This is a genomic window from Methanolobus vulcani (genome assembly GCF_900100715.1).
GTDB lineage: Archaea > Halobacteriota > Methanosarcinia > Methanosarcinales > Methanosarcinaceae > Methanolobus > Methanolobus vulcani.
Window position 1 is genome coordinate 286,539 of the sequence record NZ_FNCA01000001.1, and the last position, 24,434, is coordinate 310,972.

Below are 24,434 nucleotides of genomic sequence, written 5' to 3' on the forward strand. Positions count from 1 at the left end.
CTTTTGCATTGCAAAGATGCTTGTCAAATGTGTGCTTTGCGCAAAGTTCTCACAGAAGGTACACAAAAAGGATCAATCGTTAATGGACGGGTGTATATGTTAGGAATGAACGACAAATTAAAAACAGAAATTATCAATGTACTTGAGGCAGCGAACTCAGGAGATTCAGAGGCCAGAATCTCCACTAAAGATTCAAAACAGGATGATCAAGTTGCACAATCACTAAACTCCCTTTTAGATGACTACTTTTCTTTAAAAAATGAAGTTGCACAAAAAAGAAGCATTATTGAACTAAAAGAGGCAGAAGATTATCATAACCAAATGCTTGCAAATCAGGTTGTAGAACTTATTAATGCAGTTGTTGAAGGCAAATTGGATGCCCGTGGCGATACGTCCGAACTGAACGGCAATTGTAAAAATGTACTGGAAGGTGTTAATCAGCTTCTAGATGCTGTAATGGGACCACTCAACGTATCTGCGGAATATATCGACCGCATATCAAAAGGAGATATTCCCGAAAAGATAACTGACGAATACAAAGGTGATTTCAATGAGATTAAGAACAATCTCAACATGTGCATAGATGCCATTAACGCCCTGGTTGAAGATTCCATAATGCTGGCCCAGGCAGGAGTTGAAGGACAGCTTGACAGGCGCGCTAATGCCAGCAGGCATAACGGAGATTTCCGTAAGGTTGTGGAAGGAGTCAACGGATGTCTGGACGCATTCATTGGACCTCTGAATGTTGCAGCTGAATATATCGACCGTATATCAAAAGGAGACATCCCACAAAAGATCACAGACTCTTATAGCGGGGACTTTAACGAAATAAAGAACAATCTCAACCTTTGTATCGATTCTATTAACTCATTACTTAAAGAAGCTGAATCCCTTACAGATGCTGCGATTGAAGGTAAACTGGCAACACGCGCAGATTCTGCAAAATTCAATGGTGAATATGCCAGACTCGTAGACGGAATGAACCAGGTTGTTGGTACACTTGTAAGCCATATAGATAGTATCCCGGTACCATTCATGATAATCGACCGTGATTATAATGTCAATTATGTCAACACAAAAGCAGCAGAAACAGTGAACCTCACAACTGGCTCTATGGTTGGCACAAAATGCTACGACCATTATAATACTAACGTATGTAAGACCGATAGCTGCGTATGCACACGTTCTATGATCTCAAATTCTGTAGAACATGGTGAAGCTGTTGCAGATCTTGGCAAAGATATACATATTACTTGCAGCGGTGTTCCTCTTAGAAACAGAAATGGAAATGTAATCGGTTCCCTTGAAATATTTATGGATCAGACTGAGATCAAAGAAGCCATCGAGGACTCAAGCTCAAAGGTTGAGCTTCTCAACAAGATCCCATCTACAGTAATGGCAGTTGACACAGACATGAACATTACTTTCATAAATGAATATGGAGCCAATGCTGCGGGAAGACCGGCAGAGGAATGTGTTGGTGTAAAATGTCATGAATTTTTCAAGAACGCCCATTGTAATACCGAAAAATGTTGCGTTGCAAGGACTATGAGAGAAGGAGTAGCCTTCACAGCAGACACCGTTGTCCGATCTCCAACCGGTGACCAGCCAATAAGATACACTGCTTCACCATTAAGGGATGAGAACGGATTCATTGTAGGAGCACTTGAATATATGGTCGATCTGACCTCCGAAGTAAATGTTACAAAGGAAGTGCTGAAACTTGCAGATGCAGCAGTGAACGGAAGACTGGATGCACGCGCTGATATTAATCAGTTCCAAGGTAATCCGCGTGATATAGTCAATGCTGTAAATGAAACATTAGATTCTTTTATCGGCCCTTTGAATGTGGCTGCAGAATATGTTGATCGTATATCAAAAGGAGATATACCTGAAAAGATCACAGATGAGTACAGAGGAGACTTCAATGAAATAAAGAACAACCTCAATCAGTGTATTGACGGACTTGGAGCTCTTGTGGAATGCAATAATGTACTTCAGAAAATGGCAGAAAACGATCTTACAACTGATGTGTCAAACAACTACCAGGGAATCTATAATGAAATTGCCGAAGGCACCAATAAAGCCCTGGACCATAACAGGGTAGTGCTGAATACCACAAAGGAAATTGCCAGTGGAAATCTCAGGATGCTTGAAACCTATAGAGAAATAGGAAGAAGGTCTGAAAATGATGAATTCATTCCTGCTTACACAAAAATGATGGAAAACATACAGGGTCTTGTTGACCAGTTCGTTGCTCTTGGAACTGCCGTGGAGGAAGGAAAGCTGGATTACAGAGCTGATCCATCTGGTTTTGAGGGAGTATACAATGAAGCAATACAAGATGTCAATGGAGCTTTTGATGCTGTTGTATCACCATTGAATGTGGCTGCTGAATATATTGACAGGATTTCAAAAGGTGATATTCCAGATCACATCACTGACACTTATTATGGTGACTTCAATGAAATAAAGAACAATATCAATGGATGTATTGATGCAATCAACCTTCTTATAAAGGATTCACAATTACTGGCTCAGGCCGGAGTTGATGGCCAGCTATCCGTACGTGCCGATGCTTCAGAGCATGGGGGCGATTTTGCCAGGATAATTGAAGGATTCAACAATACACTGGATGCTATTGTCACTCCATTAAAGATAAGTTCCGAAGTAATATCAGCATATGCACAAGGTGACCTTAATAGTAGAATCACAATGAAGATGAATGGTGATTTTAATGAACTGGCAAACACTTTGAACTCTTTTGGTAATAATCTCCAGGAACTGATAAGCGATGCCAGCGAAGTCCTGTCAGAGATCTCAAAGGACAATCTTACAAAAGGAATTACTTTTGAATCTGTTGGAGATTTCAGAAAGCTCACTGATGGCATTGAAAGTGCACGTATGTCACTCAACGAAGTTGTCTCACACGTTATGAATGTTGCTGACATGGTTGTGAACACTGCAGAAAATATGTCTGCAGCAACCACACAACTGAACTCTTCAGCAACTGAGGTATCAGGAACTGTTGAAGAAATATCCCGTGGCTCACATGACCAGTCCATAAAAACAGAAGAAGTGTCACGTACCATGCAGCACATGACACAGAGTATTCAGGATGTTGCATGTAATTCACAGAATGTTGCAAGTCATGCACGTGAATCAAACCAGAAAATGACAGAGCTTGGAAGGACCAGTAATGAACTTCTCAGAATGATGGATGGCATAAAAGATGCAGTATCGGGTTCAGCTTCAGTTATCAACAATCTTGAAGAAAAATCAAAGCGCATTGATGAAATAGTTAACCTTATCACAAACATTGCCGACCAGACAAACCTGCTCGCTCTTAATGCTGCAATAGAAGCTGCACGTGCAGGGGACCATGGCCGTGGGTTTGCTGTTGTAGCAGATGAGGTCAGAAAACTTGCAGAAGATTCAGGAAATGCCGCAAAACAGATAGCTGATCTTATTCATGAAATACAGGCTGGTACTTCAGAAGCTGTTAGCTCCATGGAAACGGGTACAACTGAAGTTACCAAAGGTGCGGAATCATTAGGAGAAGGAGTCAGGGAAATAGAACAAGTGATCATTGCTGTGGACTATATCACAAAAATGGTCGTAGATATTGCGACTGCTGCTGAAGAGCAATCTGCTGCCATTGAACATGTCGCATCCTCCATTGAAGAGGTTGCAGCAATTTCAGAAGAGACAGCAGCAGGAACTGAACAAACTGCAGCAGCTGTCCAGGAACAAACATCTTCAATGCATGAACTTGCAAACTCTGCTGATTCATTATCAGAGATTGCAAAAGACATGAAGAATGTCGTCAGCAGGTTCAGAATTGTTTGTGCGGAAAGCAAGGTGAATAATAAAGGTTCTGAAAAACCTGAGACACGTGGATCCCGAACAAAGAATACTGCACTCGTCTGATAGGGAGGAATTATGAATGGAAGATACGTTTTCAGCTTCAAATGCAGCTCCTGAACATATGCTTCAGGTAGTTGTTTTTCAACTAGCAGATGAAGAGTTTGGGATTGACATCATGAGCGTGAAAGAGATAATACGTATACCAGAACTGGTCCAGATCCCACAATCTCCGGATTATGTTGAAGGTGTGGTCAATATTCGGGGCGATATAATAGTTGCGTTGAATATTTCAAATATATTTAATGTAGAAACTAAGGAAAATGATCATAATTCACGCATAATTGTCACAGAGCTTGATGATATCACTGTAGGGATCATGGTTGACTCTGTAAGTGAAGTCCTTAGAATCCCATATTCAGATATTGATCCGGCACCTGCCATGCTCCTATCCGGCAAAAATTCTGAATGTGTAGAAGGCGTAGGTAAACTTGATAATCGACTTCTTCTATTGATAGATTCTAAGAAGATACTAGGAAAAGATGAACAATTGACTATTGTTGAATCCGGATATCAGGAAATGGTTCCTACATAATCTTTTTTTAAAGATAAATCAATAACAGAAAGCATAAGTGAATTTATCCATGTACTTATATACATTTGGAAGATATATTTTTATATAATTATCAACATCTCTAACTCTGCATAATTATAATTATACAGAAGAGTATCATGTGCAAATAGGCAGCAGGTGAGTAAAAGTTAAACTTTGAGAGATGACTTTTATTACTTTAGGGTGAAAACATGTTAGGGAAAAACAACAATAAAGCATATTATGAGATCATCGAAGTCTTGAGATCAGTTGATAATGGGGATTTCGATGCAAGACTTGATAAGGCATCAACAGGTGTCGAGAAAGAAATGGCAGATGCACTAAACGCATTTTTGGATAAAGCTGCAGGATGGAAGAATGAAGTTGAACAACAACATGAACTATCAAAGCAGGTAAATAAAATGGTAACTGCAACTGTTGAAGGTCGCCTGGATGTAAGGACGAATCCTGATGAATTTGAGGGAGAATTCAGAGAACTTGCAGCAGGTGTGAACCAGATGCTTGATGCCATAGTTACCCCATTTATGGCAGCATCAAAGTATGTTACCCGCCTTTCCGACGGAGACATTCCTCCAAAGATCACAAAGGAGTTCAAAGGCAGTTACAACGACTTTAAGGACAGGCTCAACATATGTGTAGATGCTATCAATGCTCTTATTGAAGATTCTGAAATGCTGGCACAGGCAGGTTCTGAGGGTAAGGTTGACATCCGGGCAGATGCCGCCAGACATGGCGGAGAGTTCAGAACTATTATAGAGAACCTGAACAACACTCTTGATTCCATAGCAAAACCCCTGAGAGAAAGTACAGACATTCTTCTCAAACTGGCTGTCAATGACTTTGACAGTGCTGTTGAAGGAGAATACGATGGAATTTTCAAAGACAATGCATACGCAGTCAATGAGGTTCGCAACAGGCTCCTGAATATCCAGCGTACATTTGAATTCATGGCCAGAGGTGACTTTAGCGATCTGCCAAGATACAGGCAGGCTGGAAAGCGCTCTGATAATGATAAATTATTGCCATATACCATCAGACTTATGGAAACTGTCAAAGGAATGGCAGATGAGTTCATTGAACTGGGACAGGCTGCTGAAGCAGGAAGTCTTGATTACAGATTGGATGCTTCAAAATTCGATGGTCTTTTTCAGGAAGCTGTTGGCACTGTAAACGGTGCATTTGATGCATTGATCAATCCACTTAATATGACTGCAGATTATGTAGACCAGATCTCAAAAGGAGAGATCCCTGAAAAGATCACAGATGAATATAGTGGGGATTTCAACAAGATCAAAGATAATATCAATGCATGTATCGATGGTCTTGGCGGCATGGTCGAGGCAAATAATGTATTGCAGAAAATGGCAGTCAATGATTATACAAGCCATGTCGAAGGCAACTATCAGGGAATCTATTCTGAAGTCGGCAATGCAGTAAATGGTGTTCGTGAACGCCTTCTCAATCTAACAGACACTGCTCAGAATATATCACGCGGAGATATGAGCGATCTTGAGACATACCGTGTGATAGGTAACGGAACTGGAAAACGTTCAGAGAATGATGACATTACTCCTTCTTTCATTAAAATGATGGAAAATGTCAACGGAATGATCAATGAGACTGTTGACCTTACAGATGCAGCCAAGGCAGGAAACCTTGATTACAGAGCGGACTCTTCCGGCTATGAAGGTGGATTCAAACTTGTTCTTGATGGTATCAACGAAACACTTGATTCCGTAGTTGGCCCCCTTAACGTTGCAGCCGATTATGTTGACCGGATTTCCAAAGGTAATATTCCAGAGAAGATCACCGACCAATACAATGGTGACTTCAACCACATAAAAGACAACCTCAACCAGTGTATCGATGCTGTGAACATGCTTGTTGATGATGCTTTGTTGCTGGCAAATGCAGGTGTTGAAGGTCGTCTTGATGTAAGAGCAGATGCTTCCAGACACACAGGAGACTTCAGCAAAGTTGTTGAGGGAGTGAATAATTGCCTGGATGCCATCATCTGTCCACTGAATATGACCGCCGGATATGTAGAGCAGATCTCAAAAGGAGAAATTCCTGAAAGAATAACTGACGAGTATCTTGGAGATTTCAACAGGATCAAGAACAATATCAATGATTGTATTGAAGGACTTGGAGGACTTGTCGAGGCAAATGAGGTCCTGCACCTGATGGCGAACAATGACCTGACAAGAAGTGTTGAAGGTGACTATCAGGGAATCTATTCCGAAGTCGCAGAAGCAACTAACGGCATTCGCCAGAGAGTACTCACTATTACAAATGTAAATAAGAATATTGCTAAGGGTGATCTGAGCGACCTTGAAGGACTGAAGAAGATCGGTAAACGTTCAGAGAACGATGAACTGATCCCATGTTACATCACCATGATGGGCAATATTGAAGGAATTGTTGATGAATTTATAAAACTCGGTAACGCTGCCGAAGCTGGTAATCTGGATTACAGAGCTGATGGAAATCCATACGAGGGAAGCTTTAAGGATGCTATCAACACTGTCAATCTGGCAATTGATGCCCTTATGGCACCAATGAATGAAGCAATGCGCATGGTCCATGAATACGCCGCCGGTCATCTGGAAGCAAAGTTCGGCTTTGATACAAAGGGTGATTTCAAGGTATTCTCAGATGCTATTGATGAATTCGGTGGAAACCTCCAGGCCATTATTGCAGACTCTTCAAGAGTTCTTGAAGCCATATCCAAAAATGACCTGAGCAAACCTATAAGGATACACGGAGTAGGTGATTTCAAAGAACTTACAGAAGGTATCGAGAACACCAGAAGATCCCTGAATGATGTTGTTTCACTTATCCATGACAGCTCAAGAAATGTTGCATCCACCTCACAAGAGATGTCAGCATCCGTCGAAGAGATGTCATCTTCATCCTACCAGATAGCCGATACAGTGTCTGAGATCTCAAAAGGAGCACAGAGCCAGGCATCAAAGACGGAAGAAGTTTCACGTGCAATGGTAGATATGACCATGACCGTGCAGGAAGTTGCAACTAACTCACAAAAGGCAGCAGAGAATGCAAAGGATTCCAATGACCTGATCAATAACCTTGGCACAATAGCCAAAGACCTGATCATAAAGATGGATTCAATTAAGAATGCAACTGCTGATTCATCCGGAGTTATTATGGAGCTTGATGGCAAATCCAAACAGATAGGAGAAATTGTTAATCTCATTACTAATATCGCTGACCAGACAAACCTCCTTGCACTGAATGCAGCTATTGAAGCAGCACGTGCAGGAGAACATGGCCGTGGATTTGCAGTAGTAGCAGATGAAGTTAGAAAGCTTGCAGAAGATTCAGGCAATGCTGCAAAGCAGATATCAACACTTATCGGTGAGATACAGGAAGGTACGCACAACGCAGTTACTTCAATGCAGCAGGGATCTGCTGAAGTTGATACCGGTGCTGTTGCCCTGAATGAAGCAGTACAGGTTGTCGAACAGGTCGTAGCTGCAGGTACACAGATAGCTAATATGGTACAGGATATTGCTGCTGCTGCGCAGGAGCAGTCTGCTTCAATTGAAGAAGTCACTTCCTCAATAGAAGAAGTAAGTGCCATATCAGAAGAATCTGCTGCAGGAACCGAAGAAGCATCAGCCGCCGTTGAACAGCAAACTGCAACTATGCAGGAGCTTTCAAGATCAGCAGAGGATCTTTCAAGCCTGGCAGCTGATATGAAGCTTGTAGTTGACAAATTTATATTAGAATCCGTTTCCATGAATGGTGGGAAAAGTGCTAGCCCCGGGAAAATGGAACAAAAAGACAAAGAGGAACATATCCTCGTATAATGAGATGAGAAGATGAAAGATGTTTCAATATCCGGAAATGGCCCGACTGATGAATTATTACAGATGGTAGTTTTCCAGCTGGGTGGTGAAGAGTTTGGCGTAGAGATAATGAAAGTGCAGGAAATAATCAGGATGCCTGAGATCACTCAGATCCCTCAATCTCCTGAATTCGTAGAAGGTGTTATCAATCTTCGTGGCAGGATCATCGTTGTCATTAACCTTGACAAACGTTTCAACCTTGCTTCAAAGGAAGTGGACGCACACTCACGTATCATTGTTGTTGAGATCGGCGAAAATGTTGTTGGAATGATAGTCGATTCCGTTAATGAGGTTTTGAGAATTCCCAGATCAAGTGTAGACCCTGCACCTGAACTTGTAACATCTAACATCAGCCGTGAATATATTACCGGTGTTGGAAAGATCGATGGCCGTCTTCTGATCCTTCTTGATCTTGCAAAGGTCATGGACAAGAAGGAAGCACAGGAAATCGCAAATCTTGCCTGATAAGGCAGGATTTTCGTCTTTTTTATAGTAATATTTTTCAGTGCTATTCATTTAACTTCTTTGTTAATTTTTAAATTTATCTTGTATTTGTTAATTGATATTTCGAGCCAATTACGCCATCAGAAAACATGGACATAGGTTACTTACTTTTGAACATTATATATATATTAATGTCCATTAACTATTTCCAATATAGGAGAGGAAAAATTATGGCATTCACTTATTTCTTCAGAGACATGCAAACACTGGAAATGATCAGAGATTATGTAATTCCTGAACTCAGAAGCAGAAGATACATCCATATATGGGATGCAGGTTGTGCAATGGGACCTGAACCGTATTCCCTGGCTATAGTGTTAAGAGAGAATATGGGAATGATCTTCAGGAATGTAAAAATACACGCAACTGACATTGATAACAGTAACCTTTTCGGTGACATCATCAAAGACGGAATATATCCAAGAGAAATGGTTCAGAGAATACCAAAACCAATATTTGAGAAGTATTTCTCACCAGCAGACGAACCTGACCATTTCCAGATCTCCGATGAGATCAGAAGAAGTGTTGATTTCACAAGACACAACCTTCTTGACATGAAACCCATCAGATCAGGACTGAACCTTGTTCTCTGTAAAAATGTCCTGCTACATTTCACCGAAGCTGAAAGGATAGAAGTAATGCAGATGTTCCATGACTCCCTTGACGGTGGCTATTTTGCAACAGAACAAACACAGAAGATGCCAGCAGAGCTTCAGGACCATTTTGAACCGGTTGTTGCAAATGCACAGTTGTACCGCAAATTGAACAACTAGCTACATTTGTACACTAAATGGAGAGATTATGAACATGCCCCAGGAATTAAAATTCACACTACTTCCACCTGCACAGGGCTCTGAATGCAGGTGGATGAACATAGACAGAAGAGGAATAAGAGTAGGAAAAGCCAGGGGCAAGGCGGAAGGTAACGTTCTTATAATCTATTCCATCAACATTTTCCCGGAATTTGAAGGCAAACATTACGGGAAAAGGACGATCGATTTGTTAAAATCACAGTTCAACACCATTGTTGCGGACAGAGTAAGACCTACTGCAATTGGTTTCTGGGAAAAGATGGAATTTGTCAACAGAGGAGATGGCTCCTACATATTCATAAAAAATAGGTCTGTGCATAATTCCTAAGAATGTTACATTCCTACTATTAATTTCGTTTAATTCACCCTTCATTTTGCTGCTAATCCTGCTATTACTGGTAGAAACTTTTTAACTCTTGACACATATTTCTCAGTATGGAAATTGAAGCTAAATTCCTCATATCTGAACGTGATACTTTTGAAAAGCTCAAAGGCATTGAAACTGTTACCGGATTCAATCCGAAAAAGCCTGTTGATAAAGATTTCACTGATACCTATCTTGACACAATGGATATGGCAATTTATGCTTCCGGTTTTTCCTTCCGCTGCCGTGAAAAAGGTAGCAAAGTGACCTACACACTAAAATCACTTTCAACATCAAGCTCGCTTGTACACATGAGGGAAGAAGTTGAATTCACACTTACTGAAAAGCTACCTGTAAAAGACTGGGATAATTGCGTTCTCAGGAAAAGAGTAATTGATATAATAGGCTCCGGAGAGCTATTCCCACTCTTTACTGTAACACACAAAAGAACTGACATCCTGTTGAGCAGAGACCAGAGAAATGTTGCAGAGATGAGCTTTGATGATGTGGTCCTTACCTGCGAGAAAAGCGAGAAAAGCTATCTCGAACTGGAAGTTGAACTTACAGGTGATGGTACGGAAGCGGAAATGAACCAGATTGCTGAATATTTCAGAGATGACAGGGGACTGACTCCGGGAAGCAATTCAAAGTTTGATAATGGTCTTGAGCTTTTCATGGAGAATGTGAGGAAGAATGCCAGTATATTAAATTATGACATAAATATCGGAAGTAAAAATACCAAATATTCACCCCTTCAGGACATGATCGAGGAATATGGTATTGAAAGAGAACATGCAAGAAGAGTTGCAGAAAATTCCTACCGGCTTTTTAAAGATTTGAAAAATATACATCATGTGCGTAATGAGTTAATTCACACACTGAGAATAGCCTCAGTTGTTCATGATATTGGTGTCATGACCAATGTCAAGAACCACCATAAGGCCGGGAGAGATATTCTCTCTGAGACATGTCCTGATGAACTTCCATACCCTTTATGTGCTTTCCTTCCATGGATGACATTCCTGCATAAGAAAAGAATAGACCGGAAAAAACTGGATAAACTGTCCCTGAAAAAGAAATTCTTATCACTTCCATCCCAGATGCAGGATGATATACTCAAACTTGCAGCCATACTGAGAATGGCTGATGCTCTGGATTACAGCCGGATGGAAAGCAGAATATCAGAGATCGATCTCTCAAAAGAGGATATCATCGTCAAAATAGCCGGAAAAGGAGCCAGTATCGATGCCGACAGAGCAGACACAAAAGCTGACCTCTGGCGCCTTCTCTTTGAAAAAGATATATATTTCAGGGAAGATTACTGAAACATGCATCCCTAAGGTCATTTTATTTTCATTTAAAATGTAGTGATAGCCCTACAAATCATTTCTCTGAATTGGTATCCTAATGGAGAAAGTGCTTCCTTCTCCTTCGTTGCTTTCAACATAGATTTTACCCGAATGCATCTCTATGTAATGTTTGGCAATAGCAAGCCCGAGTCCTGTTCCACCATGAGCACGGTTTACAAATGAACTAACCTGTTTAAATGGGTCAAATATAGCTTTTTGCTGATCCAGAGGAATACCTATTCCATTATCACACACAGTTATCAGAACATTACCGTTCACTACTTTTGAATTTAGCTGCACTTTACCTTTTTCAGGTGTGAATTTGATAGCATTGCTAAGAAGATTATAGATTACCTGTTTGATCTTTAACTTATCAGCATTGATTTCCAGTTTCTCAAATTCAATATTCATTTCAAAATCGTGCCCTTTCTCCTTAAAAAGAGGGTCCATCAATGATATGATCTCACACATCTCTTTGTGAAGATCAATTCTTTCAGGCTTATATTCCATTCCACCAGATTCTATTTTTGAAATATCAAGAATATCATTGATCAATTCTAACAGATGGTTTCCACTTTTAAGAATGTTGCAAACATAATGCGTTTGCCGTTCATTTAGATCTCCAAATAGTTTATCATTCAATACCTGTGAAAAACCGATTACTGAATTGAGTGGTGTGCGAAGTTCATGGCTCATATTTGCAATAAACTCTGATTTAATTTTATTTGACTCTTCAGCCAATGCTTTGCCTTGAAGAAGAGCCATTTCAGCTTGCTTCCTTTCAGTTATGTCAGTTAAGAACAACGTAAGCCCAATAATAGTTCCTTCATCATCTCTGAGAGGACTGTAAACATTCTCGTACCATTTTCTTTCAAGTAATGAATCACCGTATTCTTCAACAATTGTGAAGGCTTCCCCTGCAAGCACCCTGTCAAAATTTGCTTTTGCCTTTTCTGCGTCTACGGGGTTTTTGATGTAATCCAGCATACTGAAGCCAATTTCGATTTTGGCACCCCATATATGTTCCATTGTCAGTTGATGATTCTCATTAAAAGTAATGTACTGATATTTTTTGTCAAGAGCAAATATGACAACATCCCTTGGACTTTCAATAACTTCCTGCAACAACTTATATGCATGCCTGTATTTCTGCTGGGCCTGTTTCAGCATTTCTTCGGCTTTCTTTCTGTCAGTAATATCCCTACAAACACAAAAAGAGAGTTTCTGACCATCAATAATTGCTCCGTTCGAACTAACTTCTACATTGATTAAAGTCCCATTTTTACGACGATGGCATGTTTCAAATGTAAGTCCTGATTCATCAACGTCCTTTATTACCTGAATTACCTCTTCAGGTGTCCAAATATGTTCCCAGTCCCATACGTGTAACTTAGCAATTTCATCCAGAGAATACCCCAGCATATCCGCAAATTTCTGATTAGCCTCAACAACTTCACCTTTGCCGTTGACAACAACGATCCCATCGTTTGATTGTTCAACAAGTATGTTCTTTCTGATACGTTCTTCTTCGATTTTCTTCTCAGCTCTCTTTTTCTCTGTAATGTCTGAATGGGTTCCATACATGAGAAGAGGATTGCCAACTTCATCCCACTCTATAACCTTGCCACGGTCAAGCACCCATATCCAATCGCCACTCTTGTGTCGCATGCGTGCTTCAGTTTCATAATATTCCAAAACACCTGTAAAATGTTTATTAAGGATTATTTCTGCTTTCCTCATATCCACAGGATGAATCAGCTTCCTCCATGTGTGAATATCAAGTGGAGTCAGTTCATCAAGTGTATAACCTACTATTTCAGCCCAGCGTTCATTGAATGAAGTTTCACCAGTCTGTATGTTCCATTCCCATGTTCCGACATTCGTACCTTCAATGATATTCGCAAGACGCTTGCGTTCTTCTAAGACTGCCTTTTCTGCTTGTTTTCTTTCAGAAATGTCCCTGCCAACACCTATAACTCCTATGACTTTGCCACTGGAATCACGCATAGGACTTTTGATAGTTTCCAGATATTCTTTGTGGCCGTCATACGCATAAGTTATGAGTTCTTCATTAACCGATGGTCTTCCAGCTTCCAGTGCCTCAATATCCTTTTGCCTGAATAAATCTGCAAGTTCTTTATCGACAAAATCATAATCGGTCTTTCCAATAATTTCTTCTTCTTTTGCACCAAAGAAACGTTCAAATTTAGCATTACATGAAAGATAACTTCCATTGGCATCCTTTAGCCATACAAGATCAGGAATAGTATCTATCAAAGTACGCAGTTGTCCTTCACTATTTCTTAGTGCTATCTCTGCATTTTTACGTTCAGTTATGTCAATTGTTGTTGCCATTACCCTTTCTACGCCGTTGATTAGCACAGGGCTTAGTCGAACAAACTCCCAAAAATGTTCTCCATTTGCTTTTCTATTAAACCACTCAAACTCTTGCTGTCCTTCGGATGCAGTTTTATGTATCCATTCAAGTGCATCGCTAAAGGAATATGGAGAATCAGCCCAGAACTCATTTGCTTTTAATTGTTCTAAAGAAGAAAAACCATACATTTCATAGGTTTTCGGGTTAGCATCGATTATCTCTCCGCTTTCCTTGTCATGTATTATTATTGAAATAGGTGCTTCTGTGAAAAGAGTTCTATATTGCACCTCTCTTTCAAGAATAGCTTTTTCCGCTTCCTTACGTTCAGTGACGTCTTGAAATACAGTTGCAAAACAATTTTTATCAACTTTATAGGCATTAATACTGTAATGCTTATTCAATGATGGTGAAAATGTTTCAAAATTAGTAGGAGTACCTGTGAGCACAACGTTTCCATATGTATTTATTAAGGTTGATTCTTCAACACCAGGAAGAACTTCAGTAATAGGCTTCCCAATGATATCATTTACATTCAGTCCAGTATGTTTTTCGAATGATTCATTTGCATCAAGGAAGATGTAATCAATTGGCTTACCATTGTCATCGAAAATAACTTTATGGATTGCCACGCCACTAATATCGTTTTCAAAAAGTCCCCTGAATTTTTGTTCACTTTCTTTTAGTGCATTCTCAGCTCCTATCTTTCCTATGATATTCCATACGGAATCCATAAGTAAAGTAAGCTGTAGGGCATCGTTATCAGTATAATCTGATTCTTTGTTGGCAACTCCGACAACGGCAACGGTTTTGTTGTTCTTAAAAATTGGTACAGTCATGAACTTATGAAGTTTGACATGTCCTTGCGGGTAGCCTTTTTTCAACGGATTTGAAGCATGGAAATCATTTACAATTATCGTTTTACGTTGCCTGACAACTTCCCCCCATATGCCCGTTTCTTTAAGATCATATATTGTCTGAGGTTCTGTTATCTCACATTCTTTCATTACATCTTTAGACCATGTGTTTAAAGTGAACTGTTCTTTTTTCTCACTATAATAGTAAATGTAACCAAATTTACTATTAGTAAGTTTAATAGCTTCATTGAGTGTAAAATCAAGGAATTCCTGGATAGAATCATGTCTAGAACCCAGAATCTCAAGGATACTTCTCAATCTGGCTTCCTCAAAATCGAGCTCTTCTCCCATTTCTTTAGTTATAGTAATGTCATGAACTATAAAAGAAAGCAGGATTTTATCTTCGGTTTTGATAGGAATAACACAAGTTTCAACATCATGGATGCTATGGTCCTGCAATCGATGTTTAAAAAGAAAATGATTTTTAATTCCCTGTTTTGCTTTAGACAGTTCTGTTTTTAGCTTTTGTTCAGGTAATGTATCAATCTGGCTCATTTTCTTTTGTCTAAGCTCTACGCATGACCAGCCATAGTAATTAGAAGCAGCATTATTAGCATCAACAATATCCAGGCTATCAGGATCAATGCTTAACATCACAACATAATCATTAGCGAATAGCTGTGCATAGTCTATTGTTTCATCCTGAATGCATCTAGAAGAGATGTTATTGTTTTGCATTATAACCCTTTGTTGATAGCTTTGAAAATCAATAGTTGTTTAGTCGTTTGAACATCGCAATATACATTTATAAATGGTAAATATGTTATGCAACTTTTGCACACTAATATAATACACCATATTATATAACCAAGAGTATTTAATAGTGTTCAGGCTATGATATGATCTAAATAATTGAGAGATTTAATTTTTGTAGCAATTGCAATATTAATAGCTCCTTCATTTCCAGTGCAAAATATACTACTTTTCTATTTTAGTATAATTTTGAAAAGTAGTGATTTGTCTGTATTTATTTCAAAAGCAAGTTGAAAGTTATTCTCAATAAATACTCCGTAAACTCATCAAGCAAGATACATGATATATACAAAATAAAACGGAAACTATATTTCCAGGGAATTAAAATGAACGCTGATGGGGAAGATTACTGAAGTCCTCGTTCCCTCAGTTCATTTTCAATACGCTCAATGACCGTGTTCATAATCTTTATCCTGGAATAATACTTGTCATTGGACTCCACAATGGTCCAGGGTGCCCATGAAGTACTGGTCTTCTTCAGCATCTCGTCAGCAGCATCAAGGTAAAGATTCCACTTCTCGCGATTGCGCCAGTCATCTGGGGTGATCTTCCATTGTTTATACTCAACTTTTTCACGCTGTTTGAACCTTTTTAACTGCTCATCCTTATCAATGTGCATCCAGAACTTGATAATTATAGTACCGTAATTGGAGAGCGTTTCTTCAAATTCATTGATCTCCCTGTAGGCACGTTTCCATTCCTCAACATTACAGAGGTCCTCGACTCTCTCAACCAGCACTCTTCCGTACCAGCTCCTGTCATATATTCCTATATGACCCGCTTCAGGGATCTGGTTGTAGAATCTCCACAGGTAATGACGTCGAAGTTCATCGGGAGTGGGAACTCCTATAGGACTTACCTGGTAAAGTCTGGGATTAAGCTCTTTAACAAGCCTTCTGATACCTCCTCCCTTACCTGAGGCATCCCAGCCCTCAAATACAGCAATAAGTGGTATCCTGTTTCTGAAAAGGTCATACTGGAGCCTTTTAAGCTTTTTCTGACATTTTTTCTTTTCTTTCTTATATTCTTCGTTAGTGAGGTTCTTGTCAAGATCAATTTTTTCCAGTATAGAAGACTCGATATTAGGAATGATACAATTATCCTTTTTCTGATTTTGTTCTATTAGTGCCTTGTTTTCAAAATCCTGAACCTTGTATTCAATAGATTCTATGACCTTTGCCAGGACTTTTACGGTTGCAAAATTCTTATCATCAGCTTCCACAATGGTCCATGGAGCAGAGGCACGATCGGTTTTTTCAAGAATTCCCTCAATAAGCGGCAGATATTTGTCATAACCGTTAAGATAATCCCGTTCTTCCTCTTCAATAATGAACTGGGGAACTCCTGTATCCTTCATCTCCTTGTATCTTTTGTCCTGTTCATCCTTGCTGATATGCAAGAACAGTTTGACCATAAGATAACCACCGTCAGTGAGCTGCCTTTCAAAATATGTAAGTCCTTCAAGACATTTGTTCATGTCTTTGTTGGTCTTACCTTTCTTGTTATGTTCAATGATAATTCTGCGATACCAGCTTCTGTCAAAAATTACCATTCTGCCTTTTTCCGGGATCTTTGTCCAGAAACGCCATAAAAGAGGCTTCTGCTCTTCCTGATAACACGGTCTTCCGGTGGTGTGCAGGTTAAAACCCATTGGACTTAAGGTCAGAAGGAACCTGTTAATTATCTCAGACATACCTGAAGCATGCCAGCCTTCAAAAACAATAATTATCGGAATATCCATTTTCCAGGCTTTTCGCTGTAGTTCTCCCATTCGAATTTTCAGGTCTTCCATTAGCGTTTTATACTCATCCTTTGGAAGGGTTTTGGTAAGATCTACATTTTCAAGCATAGTATCATCATAATTATGGTTTATCTTTGTATATATAGTTATATTGATACGAATTTGGTATAAATTATCAGATATAGAAGCTCCATACCAGCAAAGTGACCGTTCCAACCAGTGCAATCACTATGAAAGATAATACCGCTGTTCTGAAAAACTCCGGTGAACCACTTACCTTGATATACAATGGCTTGTTGAGGGTGCTTACAAGACCTGCAAGTATAGCCGTTATGCCGGCAGTGTGATAGGAAATATTACCTGAGAAAGCAAGGGCTGCAACGGAAGCAGTAACTGCCGAGCTGCTGACTATTCCACCCAGTGCCGTTATGTAGGTTCCTTCGGCTCCTCCATATACATTTGCATAATTTGCGATAATTAAGAGTATTGTAAAAACGGCACCGAACTTGAATGCCGGACCAAGGGCAAAAGGTGATCCTATTTCGATACTTTCCTGAGGATTTAATGTCTTTTTCCATTTAATCGCCACAAATGTAAGAGCAACTATTCCCATTATGATGAAAGGAGGGGCCATAATGGAAGCGGTCTGAGCGGTTGGGTCTGCTATCAGCGCAATTATGGTGTTACTGATTATCATGGATACAACTGCCAGTAAGGAGCCTATATGAACAGAATCTTTTAACAAAGGACCTTTTTTTGACAGACCTGCAAGAGCTGCAACTGTTGCTTCACTGCTTATGAATCCTCCAAAAAAGCCAGAGTAAGGGATACCACCTTTTGGACCCATTTTTTTCAGGGATACATAACTTACAAAACTAATGAAAGAAACAAGTACAACAATAAGTATGGATTGTTTCAGATTTATTATTCCAAAGATAGGTTCTTCTGGCATTACCGGATACAGCACAAAGGCAACTGCAAGAAATTTAAGTGCGCTGCTTATGTCTTCATCTGAGAGATGCTCTGCAAATGAATGAAGTGGTTTTTTCTCAATGAGCAGGAATGTCATTAGAAGTCCTGTAACTATGGCTATCAGATAGAATCCTTCAGCTACAATAACTCCGAGCAGATATGTACAGAATAACGCAATAGCTGTTGTAAGGCCGGATTTTCCCTTGATGATGTTGACAAGATATACAATGGATGCAGAAGCAAATAATACCAGTAATGTTGTCAGTACGAGTATCCACATACCTATATAATCAACCAGGAATGTTGCAAGAGTACCGGCAATACACGTAATGGAAAATGTCCTCACACCTGCAAATATTTTTTTATCTGAACGCCAGTGTTCTCTTTCAAGACCTACAAGTACACCTATTGCCATTGAAAGTATGATTTTTTCAAGTATAATAGCATATAATGGATCAAGAGCCCACTGAACATTCATAGCGATCACGTTTCTCCCAAACAACTGAATGGCATATGCGATTTCAACTTCTGTACAGGTATTATAGTAATCAAATAATTAATAACGCAGCATTCTAAGTATATCATATTCACTGTATATACTTTTATACCTTCTAAACCCATTAGTAATGGGGACTGATATCATGCCATGGGTCAATAAAAAGAAATGTGTGTCATGTAAGAAGTGCGTTAAGAAATGCCCGGTGGACGCCATTGAAATGGTAAAAGGTAAAGCCCTTATCGAAGAAGACAAATGCATCAATTGTGGAAAATGCATAAAGATCTGCCCGGTCAAAGCGATTCTGAAGGACAAGGACATCATAGATTTCACCATTGATTCAAATGTAAAAGCTGCAAAAGCATCAATTTCAAATTACAAGGGTAAAAAAGCAAAGAAACGCGCCATAAAAAGTCAGATGAGGCAACTGAAGCGCCAGCAAAAGATCTTTCAGGGAACAATGAAAAAATTAAAGCGCATCAAACTTTAATTATTGAAAGACAATATTGTAACAATACAAAATTCCAGGCAGAGTATTATTAATAATTGGAGATTGTCAGGGGGAGAACAATGGCATCGAATATATTCGTAAAGAAATATTCCTTAGCGGCATCACTGGGTTTTCTTGCAGGCCTTGTATCCTGTATGACGGGACTGCTTTTTGCTATTGTCAGCAGACTTAACCGTGGTTCAGGTTCAGAGACAATTCTGGTGGTCTGCATGTTATTTGGTGCAGGCGTTGTGCTGATACTTTCAGGAATAAATGTTGCAGGTATTGGCCAGAAGCTTTCACGCAGCTATTCCTTCCTTGCCGGTCTTTTGTTATCCGCGATCGGACTATTTATTTTTATGATATCTTTCCCTGATAACTGGGTCTATCCAAGGGTCAGCTATGCAATTATAGCATACTCACTTGGTATTTTCCTGTTGCTTATCAATATATTTGTGAACTATTTCCTGCAGGCATTGGGAGATTCAGGACAGCAGGAAGATAAGAATAAAACGGACAATGTTCAATATGAACCTCAACACAATGATTGTTCTGTTCTTACAACCTTTGCAGGCATACTAATGACAAATATCACATCAGGTACCTACGAGCCTGCTTTTATAACAAGTACCAGTGATGATGAGAACACTTACATTATAAATAATACCACTTCAGAAGAAAAACATCCGGAGCCTCTATTTATGGAATCCAACGAGGAAAAATCCATCACCGAGACTAAAAGTATAACTGCAACAGATGCGGTTAACGATAAAAGCGTAAAAATATGTAATGTTGATGACGAGCAGGAAGAAACTACCGCTCTTGAAACAACACAATTCCCTGAGATAGCTGAAGTTATTGAACCTGAGATTGAAAAAGAGATCGAGGATATTGAAGGAACTCAGGATAATAAAGGAGAGGGAGAAGCACAATATTCATCTGAGGAAGCGCTTTGTTCAAAGGAAAAAACTGATGTACAGGAACTTGTTGTTCCATATGCGGAATTCCGGTCACTTAAAAAAACAGATATAAGATCTGATGATACCATGCGTGAAGCTGCACGCAAGATCCTCATGTATCATTTTGGACAGATGCTGGAGCATGAGAGAGGTACCAAGATCGGTCGGGATATTGAAGAACTCCATGACATGAGAGTTGCTGCAATGCGTATGCGTTCAACTGTAGAAGTTCTTGAAGATTATCTAAACATGAACGAGATGTCTTCCTATTACAAGGATATAAAGTCCATAAGGAAGACACTTGGAGCTGTACGCGATCTGGACGTATTCCTTGAGAAAATAGACCATTATCTTACGGCCCAGCCACTTGAAAGAGCTCTGGAAATTGAGCCTCTTACAGATTCACTCCTGATAGAAAGGGCAAAGCATCGTGGAAGTATGCTTGTGTACCTTGATGATTCACGTTACAATAAATTCAAAAAGAACTTTGCAGATTACCTGCGTACCAGGAAATCATGGAAGATGAAATCTGCAAAGAAAAATGGTGAACCTATACCTGCCAGAGTTGTAGATGTACTGCCTGTGCTTCTTTACTCTCAGCTTGCGACTGTGAGAGCATATAGTGATGTACTTACTGACGACACAACTATTGACCCTTACCTTGAAAAATACCATCAGTTGAGAATAGATGTGAAGATACTGCGTTACACCATAGAATTCTTTAAAGAAGTCTTGGGTTCTGAAACAAAGACCCTTATAAAAGACCTCAAAGGCCTTCAGGACAATCTTGGTGATATGCATGACACTGTGGTTGCACTTGAGATGCTTGAGAACTTCGAGAAATATGGCGTGTGGGGAGAGACCCACGGAAAGAAGAACTCTGTAAGTATCAGGGACTATCCTGGCGTTGATGCATATATTGAATATAGAAAGAAGGAACTTGCATCTCTGCTTGATTCATTCCCTGATGCATGGTCAAAGGTTATCGATCCCGATTTCAGCGTGAGGTTCTCACAGGCAATAGCAGGAATTTACAATTCCTGATGATAATCTACAACCTGAATTGTATTGATTATGTAAGCTATATTGTGCTATATACTACTATATATGAAACTGTATGAAGTGTTATATAATAGAATCACTGTTGTTTTCTCAAAACACAACAGTTATCTAACGTTTTTAAAACTGAAAAACATGAGTTTTATGCCAAATGAAGTAAACGAATATGTCAACAGGGAAATCAGCTGGCTTTCTTTCAACGCAAGGGTACTGCAGGAAGCAAAGGACCCAAGTGTCCCCTTACTTGAGCGTCTGAAATTCCTAGGGATATTTTCTTCCAATCTTGATGAATTCTTTAGTGTGAGAGTCGGTACCCTGCAGAGAATGATAGATGCAGGCGTTAAATCAAAAGCAATGGTTGGTGTCTCACCCAAGAAGGTCATGAAAGAGGTACACAGTACAGTACTTGACCTGAGAGATGAATTCGATAAGGTTTTCACAAGAGTGACAAAGGAACTTGAAACCCAAAATATTTATATTGTTGATGAAACTCAGTTGGATGATGTCCAGAAAGCATTCCTGAAAGTCTATTTCCAGGAGAAGGTACGTCCACGTCTTATTCCTGTGATGCTGAAGGATATTCCGGATTTCCCATACCTTAAAAACCAGGTGATCTATCTTGTTATCGACGTCAGGAAGAAATGGGACCCTCAAAACTCAAAATTCGCATTGATAGAAGTTCCCGCAGATGTACTTCCCCGTTTTGTCAATCTCCCGGATTCACAAGGACGTAAATGTGTGATCATGCTTGATGATATAATTCGTTTCGGACTGGATGATATATTCTCAACCTTTGATTATGACTCCATAGGTGCGTACACCATCAAGCTCACAAGGGATGCTGAACTCGATATTGATGATGATGTTACCAAGAGTTTCTTTGAAAAAGTATCAGAGAGTCTTGAGGAAAGGAAAAAAGGTCAACCGGTACGTTTTGTTTATGACAGGGAAATACCTTATTACCTTCTTGATTTCACCCTGAAAAGACTGGATATAGAAAACTTCGAAAACCTTGTACCTGGTGGTAAATATCACAATGCTAAGGATTTCATGGGTTTTCCGAAAATTGGACCGGAATCATTCTATTATGAGAAAAAGCATCCTTTACCTCACAAAGACCTGAGAAATTACAAGAGCATGCTTGCCGCCATCAGGGAAAAAGATATCCTTCTTCACTATCCATACCAGTCCTTTGATTATTTCATTGACCTGTTAAGAGAAGCAGCAATTGACCCTAATGTCACAAGCATAAAAGTCACTCTTTACAGGGTTGCGCGCAATTCTAATGTGATCAATGCACTCATAAACGCTATCAAGAATGGAAAAACTGTAACTGTTGTCATTGAACTTCAGGCACGTTTTGATGAAGAATCTAACATTTACTGGACCCAGAAACTGGAAGATGCAGGTGCAAGGATCATCGATGGTGTGCCAGGTCTTAAGGTACATTCCAAACTCTGCCACATTACCAGAAAAGAAGGTGAAGACATCGTTCACTATTCCTGTATCGGAACCGGTAATTTCAATGAGTCAACTGCCAAACTCTATTGCGACCACATGTTAATGACCAGAAACAAGGACATTACGCATGAAGTTGAAAAGGTCTTTGATTTCTTTGATCATAACTACAAGGTCTACGATTATGAACACCTTTTTGTTGCACCACTTCAGATGAGAAATAAGTTTACAAGACTTATTGAGAATGAGATCAAGAACGCAAAAGAAGGGAAACCTGCATACATCCATGCCAAGATGAACAGCCTTGTGGACAGTGAAATGATAGACCAGCTTTATGAAGCCAGCGAAGCGGGTGTAAAGATCAAACTTGTTGTAAGGGGTATATGTTCACTGGTCCCGGGTATTAAAGGACGCAGTGATAACATTGAGGTCATCAGTATAGTCGACAAATATCTAGAACACTCCAGGATATTCATATTCTGCAATGATGGTGATGAGAAATACTTCATCTCATCTGCTGACTGGATGGTAAGGAACCTTGACAGGCGTGTCGAGGTTGCTACACCGATATATGATGTGGCTTTAAAAAAGGAACTCAGAGAATATATGGACATCCAGTTTGTTGACAATACAAAGGCCAGAATAATCAATGAAGCCCAGGATAACAAGTACGTTAGAAACAATTGTAAGATCTGTCGTGCCCAGGAAGACACATACGCATTCCTTGAAAAGCAACTGCAAAATGAGGACACATAATGAAATTCGCTGCCATAGACGTTGGTTCAAACGCTGTCAGGCTTCTTCTCTCAAAAGTTGATTCTGAAGGAGTTGAACCGGTCTTTGAAAAGATATCATTTATACGAATGCCAATCAGACTTGGAGAAGATTCTTTCATTCACAATAACATCTCACCGGAAAAAGAATCAAGCCTCGTAAAAACCATGATGGGTTTCAAATATCTGATGGATGCGTACGAACCACTGAATTACATGGCATGCGCCACTTCAGCCATGCGAGAAGCAGAAAACAGTGATGAGATCATAGCCAGAATTAAAGAAAAAAGCGGCATTGATCTGAAAGTGATAAGCGGCAGGAAGGAAGCAAAGATAATCTATTCCAACAGGATAGAAAAAATAATAGGAAGCAGCGATTCAACTTACCTGCATGTGGATGTGGGTGGTGGAAGTACGGAACTTATCCTTTTTAAGGGAAAACAGGTCTTTGCATACAGGTCATTTAATATCGGGACCATCCGACTGCTTGAAGGTATTGTGACAAAAGAGGACTGGAATGAAATGAAGAAGTGGGTAAGGAAAGTTACCAATGAACACAAACCGGATTATGCAATTGGAAGTGGCGGCAACATAAATAAACTTTATCGAATGTCTGGTCGAAAAGATGGTACACTCCTGTTAAGAGACGACATACGTCAACTCAAAAAGTACCTGAGAGGATTCACACTGGAGCAGAGAATTACAAAACTTGGTCTAAAGCCGGACAGGGCAGATGTTATAGTTCCCGCTTCCAAGATATATTACTCCGTTATGAAATGGGGTGACATTGAATATATGCATGTACCAAAACTTGGTCTTGCAGACGGAATAGTGCATGTACTGTATAAAAAACATATAGACAGATATATAAAATAAAGTCCATATTTACCGTGTTTTTTGAACATGGAATATTTTCCAAATATCCGGCATACTGATGTCTTTTTGTGATTATGTTGAAATTTATGTACGGAAAATATAGCCATAGATGGCAAATCCTATGTTCATAATATATAAATACTGATTTAATCGAATCAACTTTTATCAAGAAAAACGGATCCCATGTA

Annotated in this window: 14 protein-coding genes; 11 read left to right on the forward strand and 3 right to left on the reverse strand. The window is 39.5% G+C overall.

Translation table 11 applies throughout. The features are described from left to right. Positions 1–105: 105 nt before the first annotated feature. The 7 genes from BLP52_RS01265 to BLP52_RS01295 all read left to right on the forward strand — a co-directional run bounded on the left by BLP52_RS01265 (position 106) and on the right by BLP52_RS01295 (position 11,354). On the forward strand, positions 106–3,930 hold the full coding sequence (locus tag BLP52_RS01265; protein ID WP_202905704.1) for a methyl-accepting chemotaxis protein: 3,825 nt from the start codon (positions 106–108) through the stop codon (positions 3,928–3,930). A gap of 16 nt (positions 3,931–3,946) precedes the next feature. Then, a complete protein-coding gene (locus BLP52_RS01270; protein ID WP_091708002.1) occupies positions 3,947–4,459 on the forward strand; it encodes a chemotaxis protein CheW in 513 nt (170 codons plus the stop codon). 209 nt (positions 4,460–4,668) lie between these two features. Continuing rightward, positions 4,669–8,310 carry a methyl-accepting chemotaxis protein gene (locus tag BLP52_RS01275; protein ID WP_091708003.1) on the forward strand — a complete coding sequence of 1,214 codons (3,642 nt, stop codon included), beginning with the start codon at positions 4,669–4,671 and terminating at the stop codon, positions 8,308–8,310. A 12-nt stretch (positions 8,311–8,322) separates the two neighbouring features. Further along, positions 8,323–8,814, forward strand: a complete 492-nt coding sequence (locus tag BLP52_RS01280; RefSeq protein ID WP_091708004.1) for a chemotaxis protein CheW — start codon at positions 8,323–8,325, stop codon at positions 8,812–8,814. Between the two features lie 209 nt (positions 8,815–9,023). Beyond that, a complete protein-coding gene (locus tag BLP52_RS01285) occupies positions 9,024–9,626 on the forward strand; it encodes a CheR family methyltransferase (protein WP_091708005.1) in 603 nt (200 codons plus the stop codon). A 28-nt stretch (positions 9,627–9,654) separates the two neighbouring features. Next, entirely contained in the window at positions 9,655–9,993 is a 339-nt protein-coding gene (locus BLP52_RS01290; RefSeq protein WP_154717760.1) for a hypothetical protein, read from the forward strand. Positions 9,994–10,100: 107 nt separating this feature from the next. After that, complete coding sequence (locus BLP52_RS01295) at positions 10,101–11,354, forward strand: CYTH domain-containing protein (RefSeq protein WP_091708007.1); 1,254 nt, start codon at positions 10,101–10,103, stop codon at positions 11,352–11,354. A gap of 51 nt (positions 11,355–11,405) precedes the next feature. Here BLP52_RS01295 and BLP52_RS01300 read toward each other — a convergent pair whose 3' ends face one another. The 3 genes from BLP52_RS01300 to BLP52_RS01310 form a co-directional block, all read right to left on the reverse strand. Beyond that, complete coding sequence (locus BLP52_RS01300; protein WP_091708008.1) at positions 11,406–15,347, reverse strand: PAS domain S-box protein; 3,942 nt, start codon at positions 15,345–15,347, stop codon at positions 11,406–11,408. Positions 15,348–15,768: 421 nt separating this feature from the next. Continuing rightward, positions 15,769–17,271: a polyphosphate:AMP phosphotransferase gene (gene pap / locus BLP52_RS01305; RefSeq protein WP_091708009.1), complete on the reverse strand. Its 1,503-nt coding sequence runs from the start codon at positions 17,269–17,271 to the stop codon at positions 15,769–15,771. Between the two features lie 67 nt (positions 17,272–17,338). Beyond that, a complete protein-coding gene (locus BLP52_RS01310) occupies positions 17,339–18,613 on the reverse strand; it encodes an MgtC/SapB family protein (protein ID WP_238380695.1) in 1,275 nt (424 codons plus the stop codon). Positions 18,614–18,761: 148 nt separating this feature from the next. On the opposite strand from BLP52_RS01310, the gene BLP52_RS01315 reads away from it, so the two are divergent. From BLP52_RS01315 to BLP52_RS01330, 4 genes are all read left to right on the forward strand, one after another. Further along, positions 18,762–19,121 carry a DUF362 domain-containing protein gene (locus BLP52_RS01315; protein ID WP_091708010.1) on the forward strand — a complete coding sequence of 120 codons (360 nt, stop codon included), beginning with the start codon at positions 18,762–18,764 and terminating at the stop codon, positions 19,119–19,121. A gap of 80 nt (positions 19,122–19,201) precedes the next feature. Then, positions 19,202–21,124, forward strand: coding sequence for a CHAD domain-containing protein (locus tag BLP52_RS01320; RefSeq protein ID WP_091708012.1), 1,923 nt, complete (start codon positions 19,202–19,204; stop codon positions 21,122–21,124). A gap of 150 nt (positions 21,125–21,274) precedes the next feature. Beyond that, positions 21,275–23,353: a polyphosphate kinase 1 gene (gene ppk1 / locus BLP52_RS01325; protein ID WP_238380674.1), complete on the forward strand. Its 2,079-nt coding sequence runs from the start codon at positions 21,275–21,277 to the stop codon at positions 23,351–23,353. Further along, positions 23,353–24,246, forward strand: a complete 894-nt coding sequence (locus BLP52_RS01330) for a Ppx/GppA phosphatase family protein (RefSeq protein ID WP_091708014.1) — start codon at positions 23,353–23,355, stop codon at positions 24,244–24,246. Before ppk1 ends, BLP52_RS01330 begins: the two co-directional genes overlap by 1 nt. Positions 24,247–24,434 lie beyond the last annotated feature (188 nt).